The organism is Actinoplanes sp. SE50/110, assembly GCF_900119315.1.
GTDB lineage: Bacteria > Actinomycetota > Actinomycetes > Mycobacteriales > Micromonosporaceae > Actinoplanes.
This window is the reverse complement of record NZ_LT827010.1, coordinates 9,190,037-9,210,585: the sequence shown is the minus strand read 5'-3', so window position 1 is coordinate 9,210,585 and position 20,549 is coordinate 9,190,037. Positions and strand designations below refer to the sequence as shown.

General features: G+C 69.7%; 14 protein-coding genes. 6 read left to right on the top strand and 8 right to left on the bottom strand.

Translation table 11 applies throughout. The annotated features are described in order from the left end of the window. Positions 1-4: 4 nt before the first annotated feature. The 3 genes from ACSP50_RS41280 (at position 5) to ACSP50_RS41270 (ending at position 4,148) form a co-directional block, all read left to right on the top strand. On the top strand, positions 5-2,683 hold the full coding sequence (locus tag ACSP50_RS41280; RefSeq protein WP_014695289.1) for a glycosyltransferase family 39 protein: 2,679 nt from the start codon (positions 5-7) through the stop codon (positions 2,681-2,683). A gap of 37 nt (positions 2,684-2,720) precedes the next feature. Continuing rightward, a complete protein-coding gene (locus tag ACSP50_RS41275) occupies positions 2,721-3,176 on the top strand; it encodes a methylated-DNA--[protein]-cysteine S-methyltransferase (protein ID WP_014695288.1) in 456 nt (151 codons plus the stop codon). 75 nt (positions 3,177-3,251) lie between these two features. Next, positions 3,252-4,148: a hypothetical protein gene (locus tag ACSP50_RS41270; RefSeq protein ID WP_231956823.1), complete on the top strand. Its 897-nt coding sequence runs from the start codon at positions 3,252-3,254 to the stop codon at positions 4,146-4,148. Positions 4,149-4,164: 16 nt separating this feature from the next. Here the strand turns inward: ACSP50_RS41270 and ACSP50_RS41265 are convergent, their stop codons facing one another. From ACSP50_RS41265 to ACSP50_RS41235, 7 genes are all read right to left on the bottom strand, one after another. Continuing rightward, positions 4,165-5,208: an NlpC/P60 family protein gene (locus ACSP50_RS41265; protein ID WP_014695286.1), complete on the bottom strand. Its 1,044-nt coding sequence runs from the start codon at positions 5,206-5,208 to the stop codon at positions 4,165-4,167. A 10-nt stretch (positions 5,209-5,218) separates the two neighbouring features. After that, on the bottom strand, positions 5,219-5,704 hold the full coding sequence (locus ACSP50_RS41260; RefSeq protein ID WP_014695285.1) for a poly-gamma-glutamate biosynthesis protein PgsC/CapC: 486 nt from the start codon (positions 5,702-5,704) through the stop codon (positions 5,219-5,221). Continuing rightward, positions 5,701-6,975 carry a poly-gamma-glutamate synthase PgsB gene (pgsB, locus tag ACSP50_RS41255; RefSeq protein ID WP_014695284.1) on the bottom strand — a complete coding sequence of 425 codons (1,275 nt, stop codon included), beginning with the start codon at positions 6,973-6,975 and terminating at the stop codon, positions 5,701-5,703. The genes ACSP50_RS41260 and pgsB overlap by 4 nt, the downstream gene beginning before the upstream one ends. Before the next feature lie 2 nt (positions 6,976-6,977). Then, the gene (locus tag ACSP50_RS41250) at positions 6,978-9,179 is read right to left on the bottom strand and encodes a HAMP domain-containing protein (protein WP_014695283.1); all 2,202 of its coding nucleotides are present in this window, start codon (positions 9,177-9,179) and stop codon (positions 6,978-6,980) included. Positions 9,180-9,258: 79 nt separating this feature from the next. After that, positions 9,259-10,461, bottom strand: a complete 1,203-nt coding sequence (locus tag ACSP50_RS41245) for a CapA family protein (RefSeq protein WP_014695282.1) — start codon at positions 10,459-10,461, stop codon at positions 9,259-9,261. An 85-nt stretch (positions 10,462-10,546) separates the two neighbouring features. Continuing rightward, positions 10,547-11,626, bottom strand: coding sequence for an inositol-3-phosphate synthase (locus ACSP50_RS41240; protein WP_043513219.1), 1,080 nt, complete (start codon positions 11,624-11,626; stop codon positions 10,547-10,549). 23 nt (positions 11,627-11,649) lie between these two features. Continuing rightward, entirely contained in the window at positions 11,650-12,303 is a 654-nt protein-coding gene (locus ACSP50_RS41235) for a PadR family transcriptional regulator (protein WP_014695280.1), read from the bottom strand. A 161-nt stretch (positions 12,304-12,464) separates the two neighbouring features. Between ACSP50_RS41235 and ACSP50_RS41230 the strand changes: the two genes are divergently transcribed. The 3 genes from ACSP50_RS41230 (at position 12,465) to ACSP50_RS41220 (ending at position 17,431) form a co-directional block, all read left to right on the top strand. Beyond that, complete coding sequence (locus tag ACSP50_RS41230; protein WP_014695279.1) at positions 12,465-12,899, top strand: DUF5318 domain-containing protein; 435 nt, start codon at positions 12,465-12,467, stop codon at positions 12,897-12,899. A gap of 157 nt (positions 12,900-13,056) precedes the next feature. Then, positions 13,057-15,786 carry a transglycosylase domain-containing protein gene (locus ACSP50_RS41225; protein ID WP_014695278.1) on the top strand — a complete coding sequence of 910 codons (2,730 nt, stop codon included), beginning with the start codon at positions 13,057-13,059 and terminating at the stop codon, positions 15,784-15,786. Positions 15,787-15,913: 127 nt separating this feature from the next. Further along, on the top strand, positions 15,914-17,431 hold the full coding sequence (locus ACSP50_RS41220) for a glycosyltransferase family 87 protein (RefSeq protein WP_014695277.1): 1,518 nt from the start codon (positions 15,914-15,916) through the stop codon (positions 17,429-17,431). A 195-nt stretch (positions 17,432-17,626) separates the two neighbouring features. Here the strand turns inward: ACSP50_RS41220 and ACSP50_RS43635 are convergent, their stop codons facing one another. Beyond that, positions 17,627-20,515, bottom strand: coding sequence for a hypothetical protein (locus ACSP50_RS43635; RefSeq protein WP_197688110.1), 2,889 nt, complete (start codon positions 20,513-20,515; stop codon positions 17,627-17,629). Positions 20,516-20,549: the final 34 nt, after the last annotated feature.

Sequence of the window (20,549 nt, the reverse complement as noted above, 5' to 3'; positions counted from 1 at the left end):
GCGGATGATCGCTCTCGTTCTCGGGGCGACGCAGCTGGCGGCCTGCGGGCGGCTCGCGCCGAGCATCCCCGCGGCGCCTCCCGTCACCACGGCGGCGGCGCCGGCGGCGTCGGTCTCCCCGGCGGTGCGGACTCCGGCGCAGCTGGGTGTGCAGATCTTCTGGCACGACGTCAAGCCGGAGCAGCTGCGGGAGAACGCCGGCCGGCTGCTCGACTACGTGGCCGGGCTCGGCGCGAACAGCGTCGGGCTGACCTTTCCGATCTACACCGACGGCCCGAAGCCGACCCGTGTCTACATCAAACCGGGCAATACGCCGACTCCGGCGGACATCGCGGCGCTGACCGCGGCGGCGCGCGAGCGTGGCCTGCGGGTCCTGGTCCGGCCGCTGTTCGACGAGGTCAACCTGCGTCCCGCCAAGGTGTGGCGCGGCTCCATCAAACCGTCCGATCCCGACAATTGGTTCAAGTCGTATTCGACCGTGTTGGCCCCGTACCTGACCGCGGCACAGACCGCACATGCGGACGGCTTCGTCATGGGATCCGAACTGGACTCGATGACCACCCACCCGGCGCAGTGGCGGACCGCGATGGCGGCCGCCGGCACCCTGTTCCGCGGACGGCTGATGTACGCCGACAACTGGGGTGCCTGGATCGCCGGCCGGGGCGGGGTGCCCGGAGCGGACCCTGGCGTCGACGCGTACCCCCGCTTCGATCTTCCGGACACGGCCAGCGTCGCCCAGCTCACCGACGCCTGGACGAACTGGCTGCGGACCCGGCGGGACGGCCGGCTCGGCGAGACCGTGATCCAGGAGGTCGGGATCACCGCCACGCCCGGCGCGTACGCCAAGTCGAACGCCTGGCCCGAGCCGGGCCAGAAGCTGGTGCCGCAGATCCAGGCGAACTGGTTCGCCGGCGCCTGTGCGGCCGCCCGGTCGCTGGGGATGGCCGGAATCTACTTCTGGACCCTGGGCGAACCCGGCCGACGCCACCGGGTACGACGCCGGCTCCTTCATCGGCCGTGGCGATCAGGCGATCAAGGAGTGCTTCGCGTCCGGATGGCCGGGCCGGTGAGCACCACCGAGCGGCACCTGTCGCTGACCCAGGAGATCCGGATCCGCAACGTGCAGCGGCTGCGGCGCGTCGAGGACCGCCGGACCCGCCGGCGCGCCGACCCGGCGATGATCGGCGTCGGGCTGGCCGCGACCGTGCTGGCCGTCGCCGCGTGCGTGTACTTCTACCGCGCCGGGCGAATCCTGGGATACCACGACACGTACTCGCACCTGGAGATCAGCCGGCGCCTGCTGGTCGGGCGGACCACCGGCATCGCCCAGCTCGGGGCGATCTGGCTGCCCCTGCCCCACCTGCTGCAGGCGCTGTTCGCCTGGAACACCTGGCTGTACACCACCGGGCTGGCCGGCTCCATCGTGTCGATGACCGCGTACGTCGCCTCATCGGTGCTGATCTACCGGATGGTGCGGGTGTACAGCCCCGGGCGGGCGGCACCGGCGGTCGCCGGCGCGGCCGTCTTCATGCTCGGCGCCAACGTGCTGCACCACCAGTCGACCTCGATGGACGAGCTGCCGTTCTACGCGTTCGCGCTGGCCGCGACATACGGGCTGATGCGCTGGGCGGACAGCCGGCAGCCGACCTACCTGCTGCACGCGGCGATGGCCAGCATGCTGGCCATGCTCTGCCGGTACGAGGGATGGTTCCTGGCCGGGGTGTTCACCCTCGCGGTGCCGGTGATCGCCCGCCGTCTCGGCCACTCCTGGCCCGATACCCGGGGCCTGACCGGCATGTTCGCCGCCTTCGGGCTGTTCACCTCGGCCGCCGGTTGGATGCTCTACAACTGGATGATCGCCGGCTCGCCGCTGAACTTCCTGACCGGACCGAACTCCAGCGCCGACCAGATGTCGCGACGCACCACCGACGTGGAGACCGGGGATCTGGGCAGGACCCTGCACGCGTACGCGGGGGCGCTGGTCGCCGACCACGGATTCGTCGTGTTGGGCCTCGCGGTGGCCGGACTCGTCGCCTTCCTGCTCGGCGAACGGCTGTCGGCGCGATCGCTGCCGGTCTTCGCGCTCGGCTCGGTGATGCCGTTCTTCCTCTACACGATCTATCGCGGGCAGGCCCCGATCGGCATGCCGCCGGTCAACGAATACGTGCTCAACGCGCGGTTCGGCTTGATCGCGGCGCTGCCGGCGGCGGTGCTGGCCGGATATCTGATCGCCCGGCTGCCGGGGCGGACGGCGCTGGCGGCGTCGATCCTGGTGATCGCGGCGCTCGGTGGGCTGACCACGGTCACCTTCCGGCAGGACGCGCTGGTCAGCGTGCGGGAGGTGACCGACGACCTGTCGTCGCAACAGGACCAGGTGCGGGTGGCCGCCTTCCTGGCTGGGCACACCAGCGGGCCGATCATGCTGGACCTGGTCGGGAACGAGCGGGCGGCGTTCCCGGTGCTGGACCGGGTCATCTACGACGGTACGAAGGTGGGGCGGCGCAATGTCTGGCGGGAGGCGCTGACGTCGCCGCGGTCGGTGGGTGCCGAGGTCGTGCTGATGCGCGGATCCGGGGCGCGGGGCCGGGACGCCGTCTACAACGCGCTGCACGACGCCTCGGCGATGCAGGGATACCGGGCGGTCTACGAAGCGGACGGATACACCGTCTACCAGTTGTCGTGACCTCGAATCTGTCGTACCGGCGAGGCAGACTGGGGGCATGTTCGTCGTCGAGTCACCGATCGGGCCGCTCGGCGTCGCCGTCGAGGGCGATGTCGTGGTCGGGGTGCGCTTCGGCGCGGCGCCCGGGCCGGCCGCCGAGCATCCGGCTGCGGCCCAGCTGACCGCCTATTTCGCGGGCGAGTCGACCGCCTTCACCGTGCCGGTGCGGATGCGCGGCGGATCCGATTTCGAGCGCGCCGTCTGGACCGAGATCGCGAAAATCCCCTACGGCGAAATGATGACGTACGGCGCGATCGCCACCGCCCTGGGCGACCCCGGTGCGGCGCGCGCGGTGGGCACGGCCTGCAACCACAACCCGGTGCCGGTGATCGTGCCGTGCCATCGGGTGGTCGGCGCCGGCGGCAGGATGGTCGGCTTCGGGGGCGGGCTGGAGCGAAAACGCCGGCTGCTGGAGCTGGAGGCGCGGGTGGCGCTGACGCGCGCCTGGAGCTGAGGGAGCGGGGTGGTGGCTTGCTGACGACGTACAGGCAAGCAAATGTTTTGATCTTGCCTCGGATAACCTGCTCGGGTGCATAGATCCGTTGCGGGGGCCCTGACGGTGGCGATGATGGTGGTGGCCGTCGCCGGATGCGACGGCGCCAAGGGCAAGCCACCGGCGGCGGTGCAGCAGGATCCGGCACAGCTGATCGCCGAGCTGACCAGGGGGATCTCCCCGTCGAACCCGTATCGGGATCCGAAGGCGGACGAGCGCACCACGATCCGCCAGGCGGCCCGGGCGATCGCCGATCAGGACGCGAACGGCAACCGGGACAGGCTGTTCAGCGATCTCGGCTTCGTCGTGCACCGCGGGACGGACCCGGCGACCGGCCGCGCCTTCGACATGTACATCGCGACCGGCACCGACAAGCGCACCTGGGGCGCGGTGCTGATCGACACCACCAGGAAACCCGGCATCGTGCTGGAGGTGCCGCACACCGGCTTCGACCTCAACACCGAGAAGCTGGGGCTGGCCCTGCACCGCGAGGTGGACAGCAGCGTGCTGCTGGTGGCCGGGGCGCACCGGCAGGCGGCCGGCGGCCTGGGCGACGTGGCCCACAACGACAAGTCGCTGTTCCACCTGTTCGCCACCGAGCTGGCGGGCAAGGGGCTGGAGCAGTTGCAGCTGCACGGCTACGCCGACAAGAACCTGCCCGACTCCGAGGCCGTGGTGTCGACCGGAAAGGCCCGAGTCGGCCCGCTGGCGCGCGAGGTGGCCGACGCTCTGGCCGACGCCGGCGTCGACATCTGCCGGGCCTGGAAACGCAGGTGCGGTGAACTGGAGGGCAAGACCAACGCGCAGGGCAGGGTGGCCTCGCTGGAGGGCGACCAGTTCGTGCACGTGGAGATGAGCTACTCGATCCGGCGCGACCCGGGCTCCTGGGACCGGCTGGTTCCGGACCTGGCCGCCCGGATCAACGAAGGCTGACCCGGGCGGCCGGGCGTCAGATGCGCCGGGCGGTGCGCCAGAGTTCGGCCCAGTGACCGGTGCCGTCCAGGATGGACTCGCCGCCCGCGTCGCCCATGGTCGGGCCGTTCGCCTTGGTGCGGCTGGAGATGAAGCGGTAGTGCCCGCGGTCGTCGACACCCAGGAACATCCCGGAGTGCTCGATGTGCGTGCCCTTGATCGGACCGGCGTTGAAGAACACCATGTCACCGGGGAGCAGCCGGTCCAGGTTCACCGCCCGCTTGCCGGTGTTCGGCATCAGCAGCGTGCCCGGCCCGACCGCGGCCAGCCCGGCGGCCTGACGCGGCAGACCCGGACCGGGGTTGTTGGTGCCGCGCAGCGGGTAGCCGAGCCGGTAACCGTAGACCATCCGCAGGAAGCCGGAGCAGTCCAGGCTGCGGATGTGGCTCGCCGACGGCTTCTCCTTCTTGTCCGGGAAGGTCCACGGGACGCCCAGGTAGTCGTAGAAGTCGGAGTTCTCCGCGCGCCCGTCCGGGTCGATGTCGGACAGCGGGCCGAACGCCGCGTCCCCGGAGTACTGCCGGCCGGTGGCGTCCTTCTTCGGCTTCGCGGTGTACGTGTACTCGAAGGCGAGCGCCAGCACGTCCGGTGACCGGTCGGTGCGCGCCTTGGTGAACCAGTCGACGAACCACTTCTCGGTCTCGGCGCCCTTGTGCCAGGGTTTCGGGGCGAGCCGCACCCAGTACTCGGTGACCAGCTTGGCCTTGGTGAACCGGGCCTCGGCGAAGGTGCGCTCCGGCCCGTTCAGGTGCACGGTCCGCGAGGTGTCGGTCATGGTCGCCATGACCTTGCCGGTGGCGTCGAGGAATTCGGTGCGGGCCGGATCCACGCCCCGCCGCACCCGGTAGCCGAGTCCGGCCGCGACCGAGCCCTGGTCCTCGGAGCCGAGACTGATCTCGACCGCCTCGGGCATCGTCGAGCGGGCCGCCGCGTACGCGACGGAGCCACCCCCGACCAGCACCAGCAGGATGGCCAGCGTGACCAGGGTGGCCTGGCTGCGCGTATAGGTCTGGTAATTCATCTCGTTCCCGTCAGGTCGTCGGCACGAGACCGGCCACGATGCCGCTGAACGCGACGCCGTAGGTCATGGCGGTGACCAGGCCGGTGGCCAGCAGTGTCGCCTTGGGCGGCTGCCGGACCAGCTGATAGGTGATCAGGCCCGGGGCGACGAAGCCCAGGGTCTGGTGGGCGAACAGCAGTGGCAGGTCCTGCTGGACCAGCACGAAGAGGGTGAGCTGCAGGAAGACGCTGAGCAGCACGATCGCCGCGAACAGCCGCTTGCCGTAGAGGATCACCATGCGCTGCAGGACCTTGGTGAGCGTGTAGGTGACCACGGTCATCCCGACGATCACCGCGGCGTGCATCTTGTCCTCGATCAGGGCCAGCGCGATCCACCCGGGGGTGATCATTCCGCCCGGGGAGAGGTTGGTGGTCAGGTAGCAGAGCAGCGCGAAGACCAGACCGATGCCGAGGCAGGCGGTGGAAAGCTGGGCACTGAGTTCTCCCCCGAAGGTCACCGGTGGGTCCTTTCCAGAAAAACTGTCTCGGCGAGCACGTCGAAGCCGGGCGTGGTGGAGACCCGCAGCATCGAGTCGGAGCGGCCGCTGCCCTGCGGCTCCCAGCTGGGCAGCGCCGCCAGCTCGTGCAGCAGCACCTCGCCCTGGCCGTGGATGTTGCCGACCGCGACGATCGACGCGTCGGGGCCGACCACCGCCATCAGCTCGGCGAGCATCCGGTCGCCGGGCATCTTGCCCAGATCGGTCACCCGGTCCTGCAGGCCGGCCGGGACGGCGACCTTGGCGCTGCGGGTCATCTCACCGATCAGCACGATGTGCTGCGGTTGCACCCGCTCGGCCAGGGCGCCCATCTGCCCGTTGCGCTCCACCCGGTCGGGCCGGCAGTTGATCACCATGGTCAGTGGCCGGGAGATCAGGCCCTGCTTCTCCAGTTGCGCGATGTTCATGAACGTCGACTCGGGGTCGTTGGCCGCGAAGATGTTGGCGAACCGAACCCGCTTGTCCCGGTACAGCACCCGGGCCACCGACAGCACGCCCGGGTCCGGCGGTGCGGCCCACATGCCGGCCAGCGCGCTCTGCCGGTCGACGCCGAGCTGCGCGGCGACGGCCAGCGCGATCGCCACGTTCTCCTTGAAGGTGATCCAGCCGAAACCGGCCATCTCCCGGTCCGTCACCGACTCCGGGTCGACCGCGATCAGCCGGCACTTCCGCTTGTCCGCCTCCTCCTGCAGGATCGCCAGGCGGTCCTTCTCGGCGGTGATGCAGACGCCGCCCTCGGGCATCGAGCGGCTCAGTGAGCGGGCCACGTCGTCCAGGGTCGGGCCCATCTCGGCCAGGTGGTCCTCGCGCACGTTGCAGAGCACCCCGATGTTCGACTGGATCAGCTTGCTCTGATTGATCTCCTGCAGTGCCGGCATGACCGCCATGCACTCGATCACCAGCGCGTCCGGGTGGTACACGGCGGCCCGCCGGACGATGCCGATCTGCTCCACCACGTTGGCGATGCCGAACTTGCGGTGCACCGGCTCCTCGCTGGCGTCCGGGAAGATGAAGCGGGCCGCGGTCCCGGTCGTCTTGGCCACCACCACCTTGTTGCCGCCGCGCAGCGCGCCGGCGCAGAGCCGGGTGATCGAGCTCTTGCCGCGGATGCCGTTGACCAGCACCCGGCTCGGCATCAGCTTGAGGTTGCGGTAGTGGTTGCGTTGCTCGATCACGCCGGCCGCCAGCAGCGCCAGGCAGCAGACCGAGAAGACAGCGTAGAGATACAGCACGATCAGCCCTTCGACGAGCGGCTGTGGGACCGGACGGCGCGGTCGGCGAGGGACAGGACGGTGGTGCGGTCCGGGCCTTCGCCGCGCAACCGGAGCGCGCCGCCGAAGCGGGCCGAGCCGGTGTGCCGCACCTGACGGCAGATCTCCAGGCAGATGGCGACCGCGCCGATGTCGTCGTGGCGCTGCGGCGGCACCGGGTGGTCCAGGTCGCCGCTGCTCATCTTGTCGGCGAAGAATGCCAGGCGGCGCAGCGGCACCACGAAGATGTAGAACTGCCACATGTGGGTGACCAGCACGATGCCCACCACCACGGCGGCGACCAGCAGCAGCCAGCGGTGCTCGACCATCTCCGGCAGCCGCACGCCGGACACGTCCTGCTCGACCACCACGGCCCACTCCAGGTGGGCGACGCTGGCCGGTTCCACCATGCCGACCGCGGCGGCCAGCTCCGGGTGACCGTCAGCGGCGGCGCCCCGGCCGACGGTCACGCCGGGCAGCGCCTCCACCGCGACCTCCCGGGCCAGCCGGCCGGTCAGCGGCTGGTAGGCCACGTAACCCCGGGAGTCGAGCAGCGTCCGCAGCTCCGAGTCGACCACCCGGACCCGGCCCTTGACCCGGCCGATCTGTCCGAGCAGACGGTCCGGGTCGAACTCGCCGATCACCGCGTACCCGCTGGGCAGCTCGTTGTAGGCGTAGACCACCGGCAGCCGGCCGATCGCGTCGTCGAGGTGGATGCCCACCTCGCCGGGGACCGGCACCGGGGTGCGCAGCGGCTGCCGGCCGGTCTTGCTGAGCACCTCGCCCTTCTCGTCCACCAGGTACAGCGCGCGCAGCCGGTCGTCGTCGGCGAGGGCGCGCTGCAACGTGTGGCCGGTCGCCGCCAGGTCGTCGGTCTTCACCAGCCGGGAGGTGCGGGAGACGGTGGCCAGGCCGTCGTCGAGGAAGTGGCCCAGGGTGAACCCGGCGCTCTCGGCCCGGGTCTCGCCGTCCCGCACCAGCTGCGCCGGCAGTTGCGGGTCCGGGGACCGCCAGACCATCGCCACCGCGGCGGCCGGCCAGAGCAGGGCGATCACCGCGGCCAGCGCCAGCCCCTGGGTCACCGACGGCCGCCACCGGCGGCCCTCCGGGAACTCGGCGCCGACGGTGGTGGCGAGCGCCTTGGCGATCCGGTGCGCCTCCCGGACACCGAGCGGCCGGCGTTCCCTGGTGGTGGCCCCGCTGGCGTCCTCCTTGGCCTGGTTGAGCAGCTCGCGGACCGGGCGGACCAGCGACTTGCGCATGATCAGGAAGCTGAGCAGGGCCACGGCGAGCAGGCTCGCCCCGATCAGGAGGCCCTTGGTCACCGTGGTGCCCTTGGCGACCGGGGCGGTCAGCAGGGAGACCACGACCAGCCCGGTGCGACCCACCGGGGCCGCCGCGGCGATCAGCCGGGTGTCCGGCCACTCGTCGACGATCACCTCGCGGACCTTGGACGAGGTGATCCCGTACAGGCCGTCGAACACCTTCGCCTGGTGCGCCACGTCGATCGCGTGGGCGCCCTGCAGCAGGCTGCTCTTGCCGTCCCCGGTGAGCAGGTGGATGCCGTGCTTGGCGTCCGGGTTGAGGCGCAGCGTGCGCATGAAGATCGGCTGGACGGCCAGCAGCGACTGCGTTCCGTCCAGAGCCGCGCTGTAGACCAGCATGGGCCCGTCGGCGGTGGTCACCGCGACCGGATGGCCGGACGGCAGCGGGTTGGGCAGTGCGTCCAACGGCACGGCGTCACCCTTGGCGACGACCGACTTACGCGTTGTCATGTCCACAATGGCGGCGCCGGTCACCCGGTTGCCGTCGGCGATCGCGCGCACCAGCAGATCGGCCTGCGAGAGGCTGCCACGGCTCTGCAGGATCCGGTCCAGCACCGTGGTCTCCTGGTGGATCTCCGCCTCGAAGCCGTTGGCCAGCTTGATCGCGATGTCCCGCTGCGAGTCGGCGATCGCCGGCAGGGCGCCGGTGTGCGCGTTGACGGTGAGCCCCAGCACCGCGGCCACCACCACGAAGAAGCTGGCCCAGAGGTACGCCAGAGACGGCGCGCTGGTGCCGGCCGGGAAGGCGGCCGCCGGCAGTTGCTGAGTGAGCGCGCGGCGCCGCCAGGCCAGCAGCTCTTCCTGCTCCTGAGCGAGCTCCGCCGCCCGGGACGTAACGGTTTGAGCCGACCGGCTTGACACGAATCCCTACCATCCCCGCTGACCTGGCGCTCGCCCTGACGAGCCGCCAGATGCTAGCAACCTTCGGCTTTCCCGGGGCTCAGGAGGATTTACCGGTTCCGTGGACGATCAGCCCTGCGGCACTGGCCCCATGGGTCAGGAGATTACCGTCGATGCGATCGACGGCCGCCTCGTAGATCTTCCGCTGCGGGGCCGAAAGATCGGGTTTCGCCAGTTCGCGCGGCAGGTCGACGAGCCGGATGTTCGGATTGAGGTCCACAAAGGTGGGAATCGCCTCCAGAGCCATCACCTTCCACCGGCCCGGAACCGAGGATGGGCCGAATGTGACCTTCATCATCGCTCCGTCTCGATTGGAGTTGATCGGCTCGGCATGCCGGGCGATCTGGTTGCCCATGCCATAGATGATCCAGGTATTTCCGATCTTCTCGACCGGCTGTACGACGTGGGCATGGTGACCGAAGACGATGTCCACGTCCTTGATCTGGGCGATGGCCCGGGCCCAGGTCTGCTGGTCCACGTCGGGCTCGTGCTCGTACTCGGTGCCCCAGTGCATGCTGACGATCACGATCTGTGCACCGGCCTTGCGCGCCGCCGCGGCGTCCTTACGGATCTTCGTGACGTTGATCTGGTTGGCCACCCATGCCTTGCCGGCCGGCGGCTTCAACCCGTTGAAGTCCTTGGTGTAGCTCAGATGCGCGATCTTCACGCCCTTGGCCGTGTAGATCTTCGGCTTCGCCGCGTCGGCCGCGGTCCGGTAGCTGCCGGTGTGCCCCAGGCCCGCCGCGTCCAGCGCGTCCAGGGTCCGCTGCACGCCCTCGAAACCCTGGTCGATGCTGTGGTTCGACGCGGTGGAGCAGCCGTCGTACCCGAGGCTCTTGATGCCCTGCACGACCTCCCGGGGGACGCTGAACTTCGGGAAGCCGATGTACGGCCCGCCGGGTGGCGCCACCGCGGTCTCCATGTGGCACAGGGCCAGGTCGGCCCCGGAGACCGTCTCCTTGGCCGAGGCCATCATCGGCGCGAAGTCCATCGTCCCGTTGCCGTCCCGGCGAGCCTGGTCCCACAGTTCCGGATGGGCCAGGATGTCCCCCGCGGCGAGCACCGACACCGTACGGCCGGGCACCGACACCGGCGGGTCCAGCGGGCGGGCGGCGCTGGCCAGGTCCGGAGTGTCGGCTGACCAGGGTCCGAACGCGTAGAGCGCACCGGCCGAGACCGCCACCGCGGTCAGGCAACTGAGGACCGCTTTGAGCGGAGAAGTCGACTGGGGGTTACTCGCCACCGCGACAGGTTAGATGGATCATGCCGGGAACAGAAAAAGCCGGCCCAGGGACGGGCCGGCTTCCGCTGTCGGGTCGGAGAGCGGGTCAGCGCTCGGTCTCGCCCTTGATGAACGCCTCGACGGCGTTGTGCGCGTCGTGGTCGCTGTACTGCACCGGCGGGGACTTCATGAAGTACGACGAGGCCGACAGGATCGGGCCACCGATGCCGCGGTCCTTGGCGATCTTCGCGGCGCGAACCGCGTCGATGATCACACCGGCCGAGTTCGGCGAGTCCCACACCTCGAGCTTGAGCTCGGCGTTCAGCGGGGTGTCGCCGAACGAGCGGCCCTCGAGCCGGATGTACGCCCACTTGCGGTCGTCGAGCCACGGCACGTGGTCCGACGGGCCGATGTGCACGTCGCTCTTGATCATCTCGTGCGGGATCTGGGAGGTGACCGACTGGGTCTTCGAGATCTTCTTCGAGACCAGGCGGTTGCGCTCCAGCATGTTCATGAAGTCCATGTTGCCGCCGAAGTTCAGCTGGTACGTGCGCAGCAGCTCGACGCCGCGGTCCTCGAACAGCTTCGCCAGCGCGCGGTGCACGATGGTGGCGCCGACCTGGCTCTTGATGTCGTCACCGACGATCGGCACACCGGCGTCGGCGAACTTCTGCGCCCACTCCGGGTCGGAGGCGATGAAGACCGGCAGCGCGTTCACGAACGCCACACCGGCGTCGATCGCGGCCTGCGCGTAGAACTTGTCGGCCTGCTCGGAGCCCACCGGGAGGTAGGAGACCAGCACGTCGACCTCGGCGTCCCTGAGCACCTGGACGACGTCGACCGGCTCGGCCTCCGACTCCTCGATGATCTCGCGGTAGTACGTGCCCAGACCGTCGAAGGTCGGGCCGCGCTGCACGGTGACGCCGGTCGGCGGCACGTCGGTCAGCTTGATGGTGTTGTTCTCGCTGGCGACGATCGCCTCGCTCAGGTCCATGCCGACCTTCTTGGCGTCCACATCGAACGCCGCGACGAACTTCACGTCGGAGACGTGATAGTCGCCGAAGGTCACGTGCATGAGACCCGGGACGCGGTCGTTGGGGTCGGCGTTCTTGTAGTACTCCACGCCCTGCACGAGGGACGAGGCGCAGTTACCCACACCGACGATGGCGACGCGGACGGAGCCCATCGCGTTTGCCTCCTTGTTGTTCATCACGGCCGGTCCAGGTGCGGACGCGGTGGTTCCGAGGGGGATTCCGCAGCCGGGTGGGCGGCGGAGTCGGGGTAAGCGCCGGCCAGGCCGGCGCGTTGGCGGAATGCCGGGGTGCGGCCGGAGCGCTCGTTGGTGATCAGCTCCTCCAGCCAGCGGACCTCGCGCTCACACGCGTCCAGTCCGTGCCGCTGCAGCTCGAGCGTGTACGCGTCGAGGCGGTCGGCGGCGCGGGCGAGAATCTCCCGCAGCCCCTCCCGGCGCTCCTCGACACGCCTCCGCCGGCCCTCCAGGATCCGCAACCGGGTAGCCCGGTCGGTGCGGGAGAAGAAGGCGAAGTGCACCCCGAAGCCGGCGTCGTCGTACGTCTCCGGTCCGGCGGTGGCCAGCAGCTCGGAGAAGCGCTCCTTGCCGTCCGCCGTGATCTTGTAGACAACCCGGCCCCGTTTGCTGGTCATCGGGGGAACAATTTCGTTGTTGTTCGCCACGGCTTCGCTGATCCAGCCGGCCAGCTTCAACCGCTTCAGCGTCGGGTACAGCGTCCCGTAGCTGATCGCGGCGCGCAGCGTGCCGAGTTTGGTGGCCAGCTCCTTGCGGAGCTCGTAACCGTGCATCGGGGCTTCCTGCAGAAGCCCGAGGATCGCCAACTCCAGCACCTCGACCCTCCTCCAGTGTGTGCCCCGATGTATCGGCCCGATACATCGTCACCGTAGATCGGGATCCGGTGAGGCGCAACTCGGCCATCCCTGCGCTGTCGCCACGCCACGCTCAGTGATGACGGTCGCCGTGCGAGCGGGGACCGCGTACTCTCTTCGCCATGCGCACGCAGCGACAGGTGGTGGACTACTCGCTTCAGAGGCGAGCTGTCCTGCGTGACGTGCGCAATGGCCGGATCAGTCCCCTCGAGGTCTGCGACGCCTCGCCGTACCTGAAGAACGCTGCGACGTTCCACGGCGAGCCGACCGATGAGCGGTGTCCGATCTGCCGCCGGGAGAACCTGACGCTGGTGCACTACGTCTATGGCGACGAGCTCAAGCAGTCGGCCGGCCAGGCGCACAAAGCCGCCGAGTTGCCGGTCCTTGCGATGACGCTGCGTGAGTGCCAGGTGTTCGTGGTGGAGGTCTGCCGCTCCTGCTCGTGGAACCACCTGATCGAGCGCTACGTCCTGGGTAGGGACGCGCTCGATGCGGACGAGCCGCCCATGCAGTGGAAAACAGGTTCGGTGTCACACGTCGGGGAGGGCCGGCGGTGAACCGGATCGATGCCAGTAACGTGGACATGTTCAGGACCGACTCGGGCAGCCAGCGCCGCAATCGGTCATTTCAGACGAACGCCCGCTCGTGGCACGGTCGCCCGGGAGATTTCCCGGACAGCCCGGCCGCGCCCCCGCGAACGGTAGGTGTGAAGGAATGAATCCGTACGGCGAACCGCAGAATCCGCGTGCCCGGGCCCGAGTGCCCGGGCCTTCCGCTGCTTCCGGACCGGACGAGCAGGACCGCCCCGCCCCGGACGCGTACCGGCGGTCCGCCGGTTCCGCGGCGGTCGGTGGCCGCGCCTCGGTGGGAGCCGCCTCCGTCGGTGCCGCTTCGGTCGGCGCCGCGTCGGTGGGTTCGGCCGCGGTCGGTGGCCGCGCGTCGGTCGGGTCGGCCTCGGTGGGTGCCGCCTCCGTCGGCTCGGCGGCGGTCGGTGGCCGCGCGTCGGTCGGATCCGCCTCGATCGGCGGGCGTGCCTCGGTGCCCCCGCCGCCGCCCCCGGGTGGCGGCGGCTCAGGCGGGTCGGGTGGCGGTGACGGCGGCGGCGGCAAGCGTCCGCGCACCAAGGCCGACAAGAAGTACCGCCGGGCGAACATCCTGACCGCCGCGGCCGCGGTGCTGGTCATCATGATCGGCGCGGGCATCGTCGGCGGCACGTACTTCTTCGACGACGTCGAGCTGCCGGTCCCCAAGCCCGAAGCGCAGATGAACCTCATCTACAACGCCACGGGCGGTCTCCTGGCGCAGGAGGGTGACCCCCGGGTCAACGTGCCGTACCAGGACATCAGCGACAACATGGCGCACGCCGTCGCCGCCGCTGAGGACAAGAACTTCTACACCCACAACGGCATCGACCTGAAGGGCATCGCCCGCGCCGCCTGGAACAACTTCACCGGCGGCGACAAGCAGGGCGCGTCCACCATCACCCAGCAGTACGCGCGGCACGTCGCCGACCTCAAGGCGATCAGCTACAGCCGCAAGCTGCGCGAGGCGGTGATCGCCCGCAAGCTGGAGTCGAAGTACAACAAGGCCCAGATCATGGGGCTGTACCTGAACTACATCGACCTCGGTGAGGGCCGGCTCGGCGCGGAGGCCGCGGCCCGGGGCTACTTCAACGCCACCATCAAGAAGGGTGGCGACGGCAAGCTCAAGGAGATCACCCCGTACCAGGCCGCGGTGATCGCCTCGATCATCAAGCAGCCGTACCCGAACTCCGTGCACAAGGGTTACGACCCGCTGGTCAACGAGCCCGCCTCGCGGGACCGGTGGGAATACACCATGAAGAACATGCTGGACATGCACTGGATCAACCAGCAGCAGTACGACCAGCGGCAATACCCGAAGGCCCAGGCGAAGACCCCGGCCTGCAAGACCTGTGCCGACGGCAAGCCGGTCGGCATGATCATGCGACACGTCACCTACGAGCTGCACCAGCTCGGCATCACCGACGACATCATCCGCAAGGGCGGCCTGTCGATCACCACGACGATCGACCCGGACATCCAGGCCGCGGCCGAGGCGGCCGGCTCCCGCAACAGCGCGACCTCGCCGTTGCACACCCGGCCCAGCACCTACCAGTCCGCGGTGATCGGCATCGACCCGACCGACGGTGAGGTGCTCGGCTACTACGCCGGTGACGATCCCGAGGGCATCGACTACGGCGGCTACATGGCCGGTGACGGCAGTGGCGTGATGGAGAGTGGTGGGCAGTCCCCCGCCTCGTCCTTCAAGATCTACACACTGTCCGCGGCGCTGAAGGCGAACTACTCGTTCAACACGCTCTGGGACGGCAACAAGGAGCGCGTCGGCGGCGGCAAGATCAGCAACGCCGGCCAGGACGGCGGCAAGACCTGTAACGACAACGGCCACAGCGTCTCCAGCTGTGACCTGGAGCAGGCCACCGTCAAGTCGTACAACTTCCCGTTCTACTGGATCGCCGACCAGCTGCACCCGGACAAGGTCGTCGCGGCCGCCAAGGCGGCCGGCATCCACTACATCTGGAACAACGACGGCAAGCGCATCGACCTCGACCACACCGACGCCTCGACCTGGGACAAGTACTTCAGCGACGAGATCGGCTTCGGTCAGTTCCGGGTGCTCCCGCTGGACCACGCCAGTGGTGTCGCGACCATCGTCGCCCAGGGCGTCCGGCACCAGACGCACTTCATCAAGGCGATCAAGTCGGTCGACCCGACCAGCGGCAAGCAGACCAACCTGAAGACCATTCCCAAGGACGGCACCCGGGTCTTCGACGCGGCCCAGATGTCCGACCTGACCGCGGTGCTCAAGAGGATCCCGGGGCACGCCAACCACACCCTCGCCGGTGGCCGCGAGGCGGTCGGCAAGTCGGGTTCCTGGGAGCTCAACCAGAAGGAGAGCACCAAGAACGGCGACGCCTGGTTCGTCGGCGGCATCCCGCAGCTGGCTGCCACGGTCTGGGTCGGCGGCAAGAAGAACCGGGTTCCGCTGGTCAACGGCAACGGCGGCAAGATGTTCGGCGCCAACGAGCCGGCCGCGATCTGGAAGAAGTTCATCGACGCCGTCGCCGAGAAGAAGAATTGGGAAAAGAAGGACTTCCCGCCGCGGCAGCCCGGTGGCGACGACAGCCTGGGCAACGGCAAGCCCCTGCCGGTGCAGCAGCCGACGCAGGACAACAGCCAGGTCTGTGGTGCGCTGTCGTTCCTCTGCGGTGGCAACAACAACGGTGGCGGTAACAACAACGGCGGTGGCAACAACAACGGTGGTGGCAACAACGGCGGTGGCAACAACAACGGTGGTGGCAACAACGGCGGTGGCAACACCGGCGGCGGCCCCGGCACCGGCCCCGGCGGCACCGGCACCGGGACGACGAACAACGACGGGACGACGACCAACAACGGCGGTTGATGTCCTGACCGACTGACGACGGCGCCCACCTCATCGAGGTGGGCGCCGTCTTCTGTTCCGGTCCACTCGGTGCGCCGCGTCCGGGTGAGGTCCGATCTCCGGGCTTCATGCGGCATGATGCCAAGACATGAGCGCGCAACCGTCCACCGACCGGCCCGACGTCCCGAGCGCGACCTCGGACGGTTTCGTGCGGGGACTGTCGCAGATCATCGGCGGGCCGCTGGGCTCGCATGCGACCCGCCCGGACGCCCGGCCCCACCGATTCTGGACCGCCCCGCGGTTCGTCCTGGCCCTCACCTGCCTGATCCTGGCGCTGTCCTGGGTGCAGAAGTCGCCCTGCATGAGCGGCGACTGGCAGAAGAACATGCAGTACACCCGGTTCTGCTACACCGACGTGCTGGCCCTGTACTACGCCGAAGGGCTCAGCGACGGCCAGGTGCCCTACGTCGGCCATGAGGTGGAGTACCCGGTCGTCACCGGCTACTTCATGGGCGCGATCGGGCTGCCGGTGCACTGGTACGGGACGACGCAGAACACGAAGATCAATCAGGGCAGCTGGTTCTACAACATCAACGCGCTGATCCTGTCGATCCTGGCGGTCGCCACCGCGGCGGTCCTGCTCGCCCTCCGCCGGCGACGACCATGGGATGCGGCGATCTTCGCGCTCTCCCCCATCCTGCTGGTCACCGCAACGGTCAACTGGGACTTCCTGGCCATCGGGTTTGCCGCCGTCGGGCTGTACCTGTGGGTGCGCCGGCAGCCGGCCTGGGCCGGCATCCTCCTCGGGCTGGGCGCGGCGGCCAAACTGTGGCCGCTGTTCCTGCTCGGGCCGCTGCTGGTGCTGGCGATGCGCAGCGGACGGATCCGGGCGTTCGTGGAAGCGGCGCTCGGAACGGTCGCCGCGTGGGCGGTGGTCAACTTCCCGGTCTGGTACTGGCATCACGAGGCCTGGCTCAAGTTCTTCCGGCTCAACTCGGAACGCCCGGTGGACTGGGGCACACTCTGGTACGTCGGGCGATACCTGGACGGCAAGTGGAAGAGCGGGGCGGCCGGCGACCAGGGCCCGTTCCAGTGGCTCAGCGACCACGTCCCCACCCTGAACTGGGTGACCTACGCGCTGTTCGGGCTGGCCTGCCTCGCGCTCGTGGCGGTCGGGCTGCTCGCCCCGAAGCCGCCGCGGCTGGCCCAGATGGCGTTCCTGGTCGTCGCGTTCTTCCTGCTGACCAGCAAGGTGTGGTCGCAGCAGTACGTGCTCTGGCTGCTGCCGCTGGTGGTGTTGGCCCGGCCCAAGTGGGGGGCGATCCTGGCCTGGACGGTGGCCGAGATCGGGTACTTCGCCGCCTTCTACGCCGAGCTGATCGGTGCCGGCGGCAAGCCGGTCATCCCCGAGGGCACGTTCGTGCTGGCCTCCGCGCTGCGCCTGATCACCGTGGCGGTCCTGTGCGGCCTGGTGATCCGTGAGATCTGGCGGCCCGAGCTGGACGTCGTCCGGCAGACCTACGGCGGGGCGGATCCGGACGCCGGCGAGCTGGACGGGCCGGACGCGCCGTGGATCGAGCGGATGCGGCTCGGCTTCGGCTTGATCAAGCCGACCGGGCCGGTCGAGCTGGTGCCCCCGGACGACCCGGTCGTCATGAAGGCCTAGCAATCCTCATGGAGCGGGGCGCACCGTCAGGTGCGCCCCGTTCTTTTCGTCCTGCGGCGCCCGCTCTCTCGTTGTGTGGCGCCCGCTCTCTCGTTGTGTGGCGCCCGCTCTCTCGTTGTGTGGCGCCCACTCTCGCTCCGGCGGAATCCGGTCGTTCGGTTCTGCGGCGCGCCGGTCCGGCTCTGCCGGGGCCGGTCAGTCCAGGTGGAAGACCACGGCGTCGGGCAGGTCCTCGCGGCGGATGCCGAGCGAGTCGACCGGCAGATCGCCGGCCTGCTCCCATGGCGTGCCGGCGACCTCGGAACGGATCAGCAGCACCGTGCTGATCTTGTTCGACCGCAGATATTCGATGCTGGTCAGATCGGGGAACGAGGCGACCTTTCCACGCATCTCCGCCTGGCGGACCGCCGCGACCCGGCCGCCGCCGTTGGCCACCTGCTGATAGCGCGAGGTGGTCCAGAGCTGCACGGTCTGATCGGTGACCTCGGCCGTCGGCAGCACCAGCAGGGGGCCACCCACGGTCCGCATCGCGGCCGGCTGGGCCGGGGCCACCGGGTGCGCGGTCGCGTTCCAGCCCTCGAGGATCACGAGCAGCAACGGTACGAGGGTGGCCAGGCGCAACCAGGGGCTCGGCCACGGCGGGGTCCGCTGCGCGGCGAAGTGGTCGATTCGCCGGACGAACTCGTCGACCGCCCCGGCCGCCAGGATCGCCAGCACCAGCGTCACCCAGATCATCAGCCGGCCGGGCACCAGCAGGTCGAACGAGGCCGGCAAATGCCCGAACAGCGGAAGGTACGTCCAGCGGCCGGCGAAGAATGTCGTGCCCAGCGTCAGGATCATCGCCACGGCCAGTCCGAGGATCAGGAACAGCCGCTGCCGCCACCGCCAGATCGAGAAGATCAGCCCGGCCAGTGCCAGCGCGTACAGCATGAACCCGGGAAGCAGCGACATCTCCGCCGCCGCACCGAGCGAACCGCGCGGGGTGGCGTGCGCCGTCCCCCAGATCCGCGACTCGGCGGGCCCGATCAGCAGGCTGCGCACCGGCGGCGAGAGCAGCCCGATCTGCTTCCACCGCTCCGGCACGTCCGGCACCCGCAGATACGGGATGGCGAGGACCACACCCATCCCGGCGAACAGCAGTACGCCGAGGAAGTCGGCCAGCAGAAGCCGCCATCCGAGCACCGCGTGGCTGGGCCGGGCATTCTCCTTCCGATGCCGCGCCCCCCGCCGCCTGCGCCGCCCGCCCGCTCCAGCCCGCCTACCGCGACGCTTACCGACGTCCTTCGTCCCGGCTCCGGCGTCCTTCCCGGCCCCGGCGTCCTTCGTCCCGGCTTCAGCGTTCTTGCCGGCTTCAGCGTTCTTGCCGGCTTCAGCGTCTTTGCCGTCCTCAGCCGTCTTCCTCGCGCCGCCCGCCTCAGCCCCGGTGTCTTTCTTGCCCTCCGCGCCCGCCTCCGCGGCATTCCCCGCCTCAGCGCCTGTTGCCGCGCCTGCGGCCTTCTCCGCCCCGGCAGGCTGCTTCGCCTCCGGGGCCTTCTCCGTCTCGGCAGGATTCTCTACGCCCGGGGCCTTCCCCGACTCACCGGCGGTCGTCGAGCCAGCGGCCTTCTCACCGACAGAGCCTTTGCCGGCGTCATCGGTCCTGCCGGCGTCATCGGCCTTGGCATCCGAGCCGGCCTTGTCACCGCCATCGGCCTTGATCTCATCGGCGGACGCGACCTTGACCCTGCCGCCCGCTGCCGTGTCCTCGGCCCCCGGCTGCTCCCTGTCGACCGCATCCGCCTTGACGCCGGTTTTCGCGAGTGTCACACCCTCGCTGGCAACCGCGCCCTTCTTGTCATCCGCGGCGAAACCCGGAGCTGCCGGAACCTCCCCGCCCTCAACCGGATCTTCTCCCGTTTCGGACTTCTCGTCGGCCGCGGGCATGTCGGTGGCCTTGGCGGGTCCCTTCGCGGTCGCGGGATTCTCGCCGCCCGCGGCCTCGGAGCCAGGCAGGGCATGTTCGCCGCCAGCGGAGTCCTTAACGCCGGCAGGGTCCTCAACGCCGGCAGAGTCTTTGGCACCCGCAGAGTCTTTGGAACCTGCGGAGTCCTTGGCACCGGCAGAGTGTTTGGTACCGGCGGAGTCCTTGGCACCGGCAGAGTCTTTGGTACCTGCGGAGTCCTGGGCACCTGAAGGATCCTTGCCGTCCGCAGCGGTCTTGCTGACTGCGGCCTCCGCACCGGACACGGCGGGTTTGCCGGTGTCGACGCCGCTCTCCCCCGCCGCCGTCGCGGTGGCTGCCGCGAGCGCCGCCGCCTTCTTCCGGCGGCGCCGCTGCACCAGCCGTCGGATCGGCACCGCCACCAGCATGAACAGCACCACAGCCGCCAGCACGAAGGCGAACGGCAACCCCAACGAGAAGCCGAGACTGAGCTGCCAGACCGCCACCAGCCAGCCCAGCGCCGCCCACCCGGCGTGCCGTTTCCCCGGCCGGAACCCGTACCGGATCGACCATCCGTGCCCCCGGGCCAGCAGCGCCAGCGCCAGCGGGATGGCCCCCGCCGACACGATGTCGAGGTGCCCTTCCTGGGCAAGGCGCCACGGCGCGTACGCGAAGGCGGCCGCCCCCACCGCCGCCCCGGTCGGCCGGGCGCCGAGCTGCCGCACCAGCGCGTACGCCCCGAACAGCAGCAGTGCGTGGGCCAGCACGAAGAGGATGTTGTAGCGCAGCACCGCCGACTCGGGCCCGGCGCCGAGCAGCCCGGCCGGCGCATAGCCCAGCAGGCTGTCGCCGTAGGCGAAGCTGTCCCCGGTCGGGAAGTACGCGTTGGACTGCCAGATCTTGACGGGATTGGTCCGCAGCACGTGCCCCAGCCAGGCGACCTGCCACGCCTGCCGGGACGGGTCGCCGAGGTCGTGCGGCAGGGTGTGCAGCGGATATCGCAGGGTGGGCCAGGTCAGCCCGACCGCCAGCAGCGAGCAGGCGTAGATCGCCAGCCGGTATTCGTGGATGAACCACCGCCCGGTCGCCCGCAGTCCGCGGCGGATCCGGCCGGGCGGTTTCTCCGGGATGGCAGCGAATGCGCGCCACGGGTCCTGGGGCACTCCGGGTGGGCGCGTCTCGGGCAGCTCCTTACGC

What these genes read in the sequence shown, in the direction of transcription:
- ACSP50_RS41280 (WP_014695289.1), top strand. Translation starts at nt 5, where the DNA reads ATGATCGCTCTCGTTCTCGGGGCGACGCAGCTGGCGGCCTGCGGGCGG.
- ACSP50_RS41275 (WP_014695288.1), top strand. Translation starts at nt 2,721, where the DNA reads ATGTTCGTCGTCGAGTCACCGATCGGGCCGCTCGGCGTCGCCGTCGAG.
- ACSP50_RS41265 (WP_014695286.1), bottom strand. Translation starts at nt 5,208, where the DNA reads ATGAATTACCAGACCTATACGCGCAGCCAGGCCACCCTGGTCACGCTG.
- ACSP50_RS41240 (WP_043513219.1), bottom strand. Translation starts at nt 11,626, where the DNA reads ATGGGCTCCGTCCGCGTCGCCATCGTCGGTGTGGGTAACTGCGCCTCG.
- ACSP50_RS41230 (WP_014695279.1), top strand. Translation starts at nt 12,465, where the DNA reads ATGCGCACGCAGCGACAGGTGGTGGACTACTCGCTTCAGAGGCGAGCT.
- ACSP50_RS41225 (WP_014695278.1), top strand. Translation starts at nt 13,057, where the DNA reads ATGAATCCGTACGGCGAACCGCAGAATCCGCGTGCCCGGGCCCGAGTG.
- ACSP50_RS41220 (WP_014695277.1), top strand. Translation starts at nt 15,914, where the DNA reads ATGAGCGCGCAACCGTCCACCGACCGGCCCGACGTCCCGAGCGCGACC.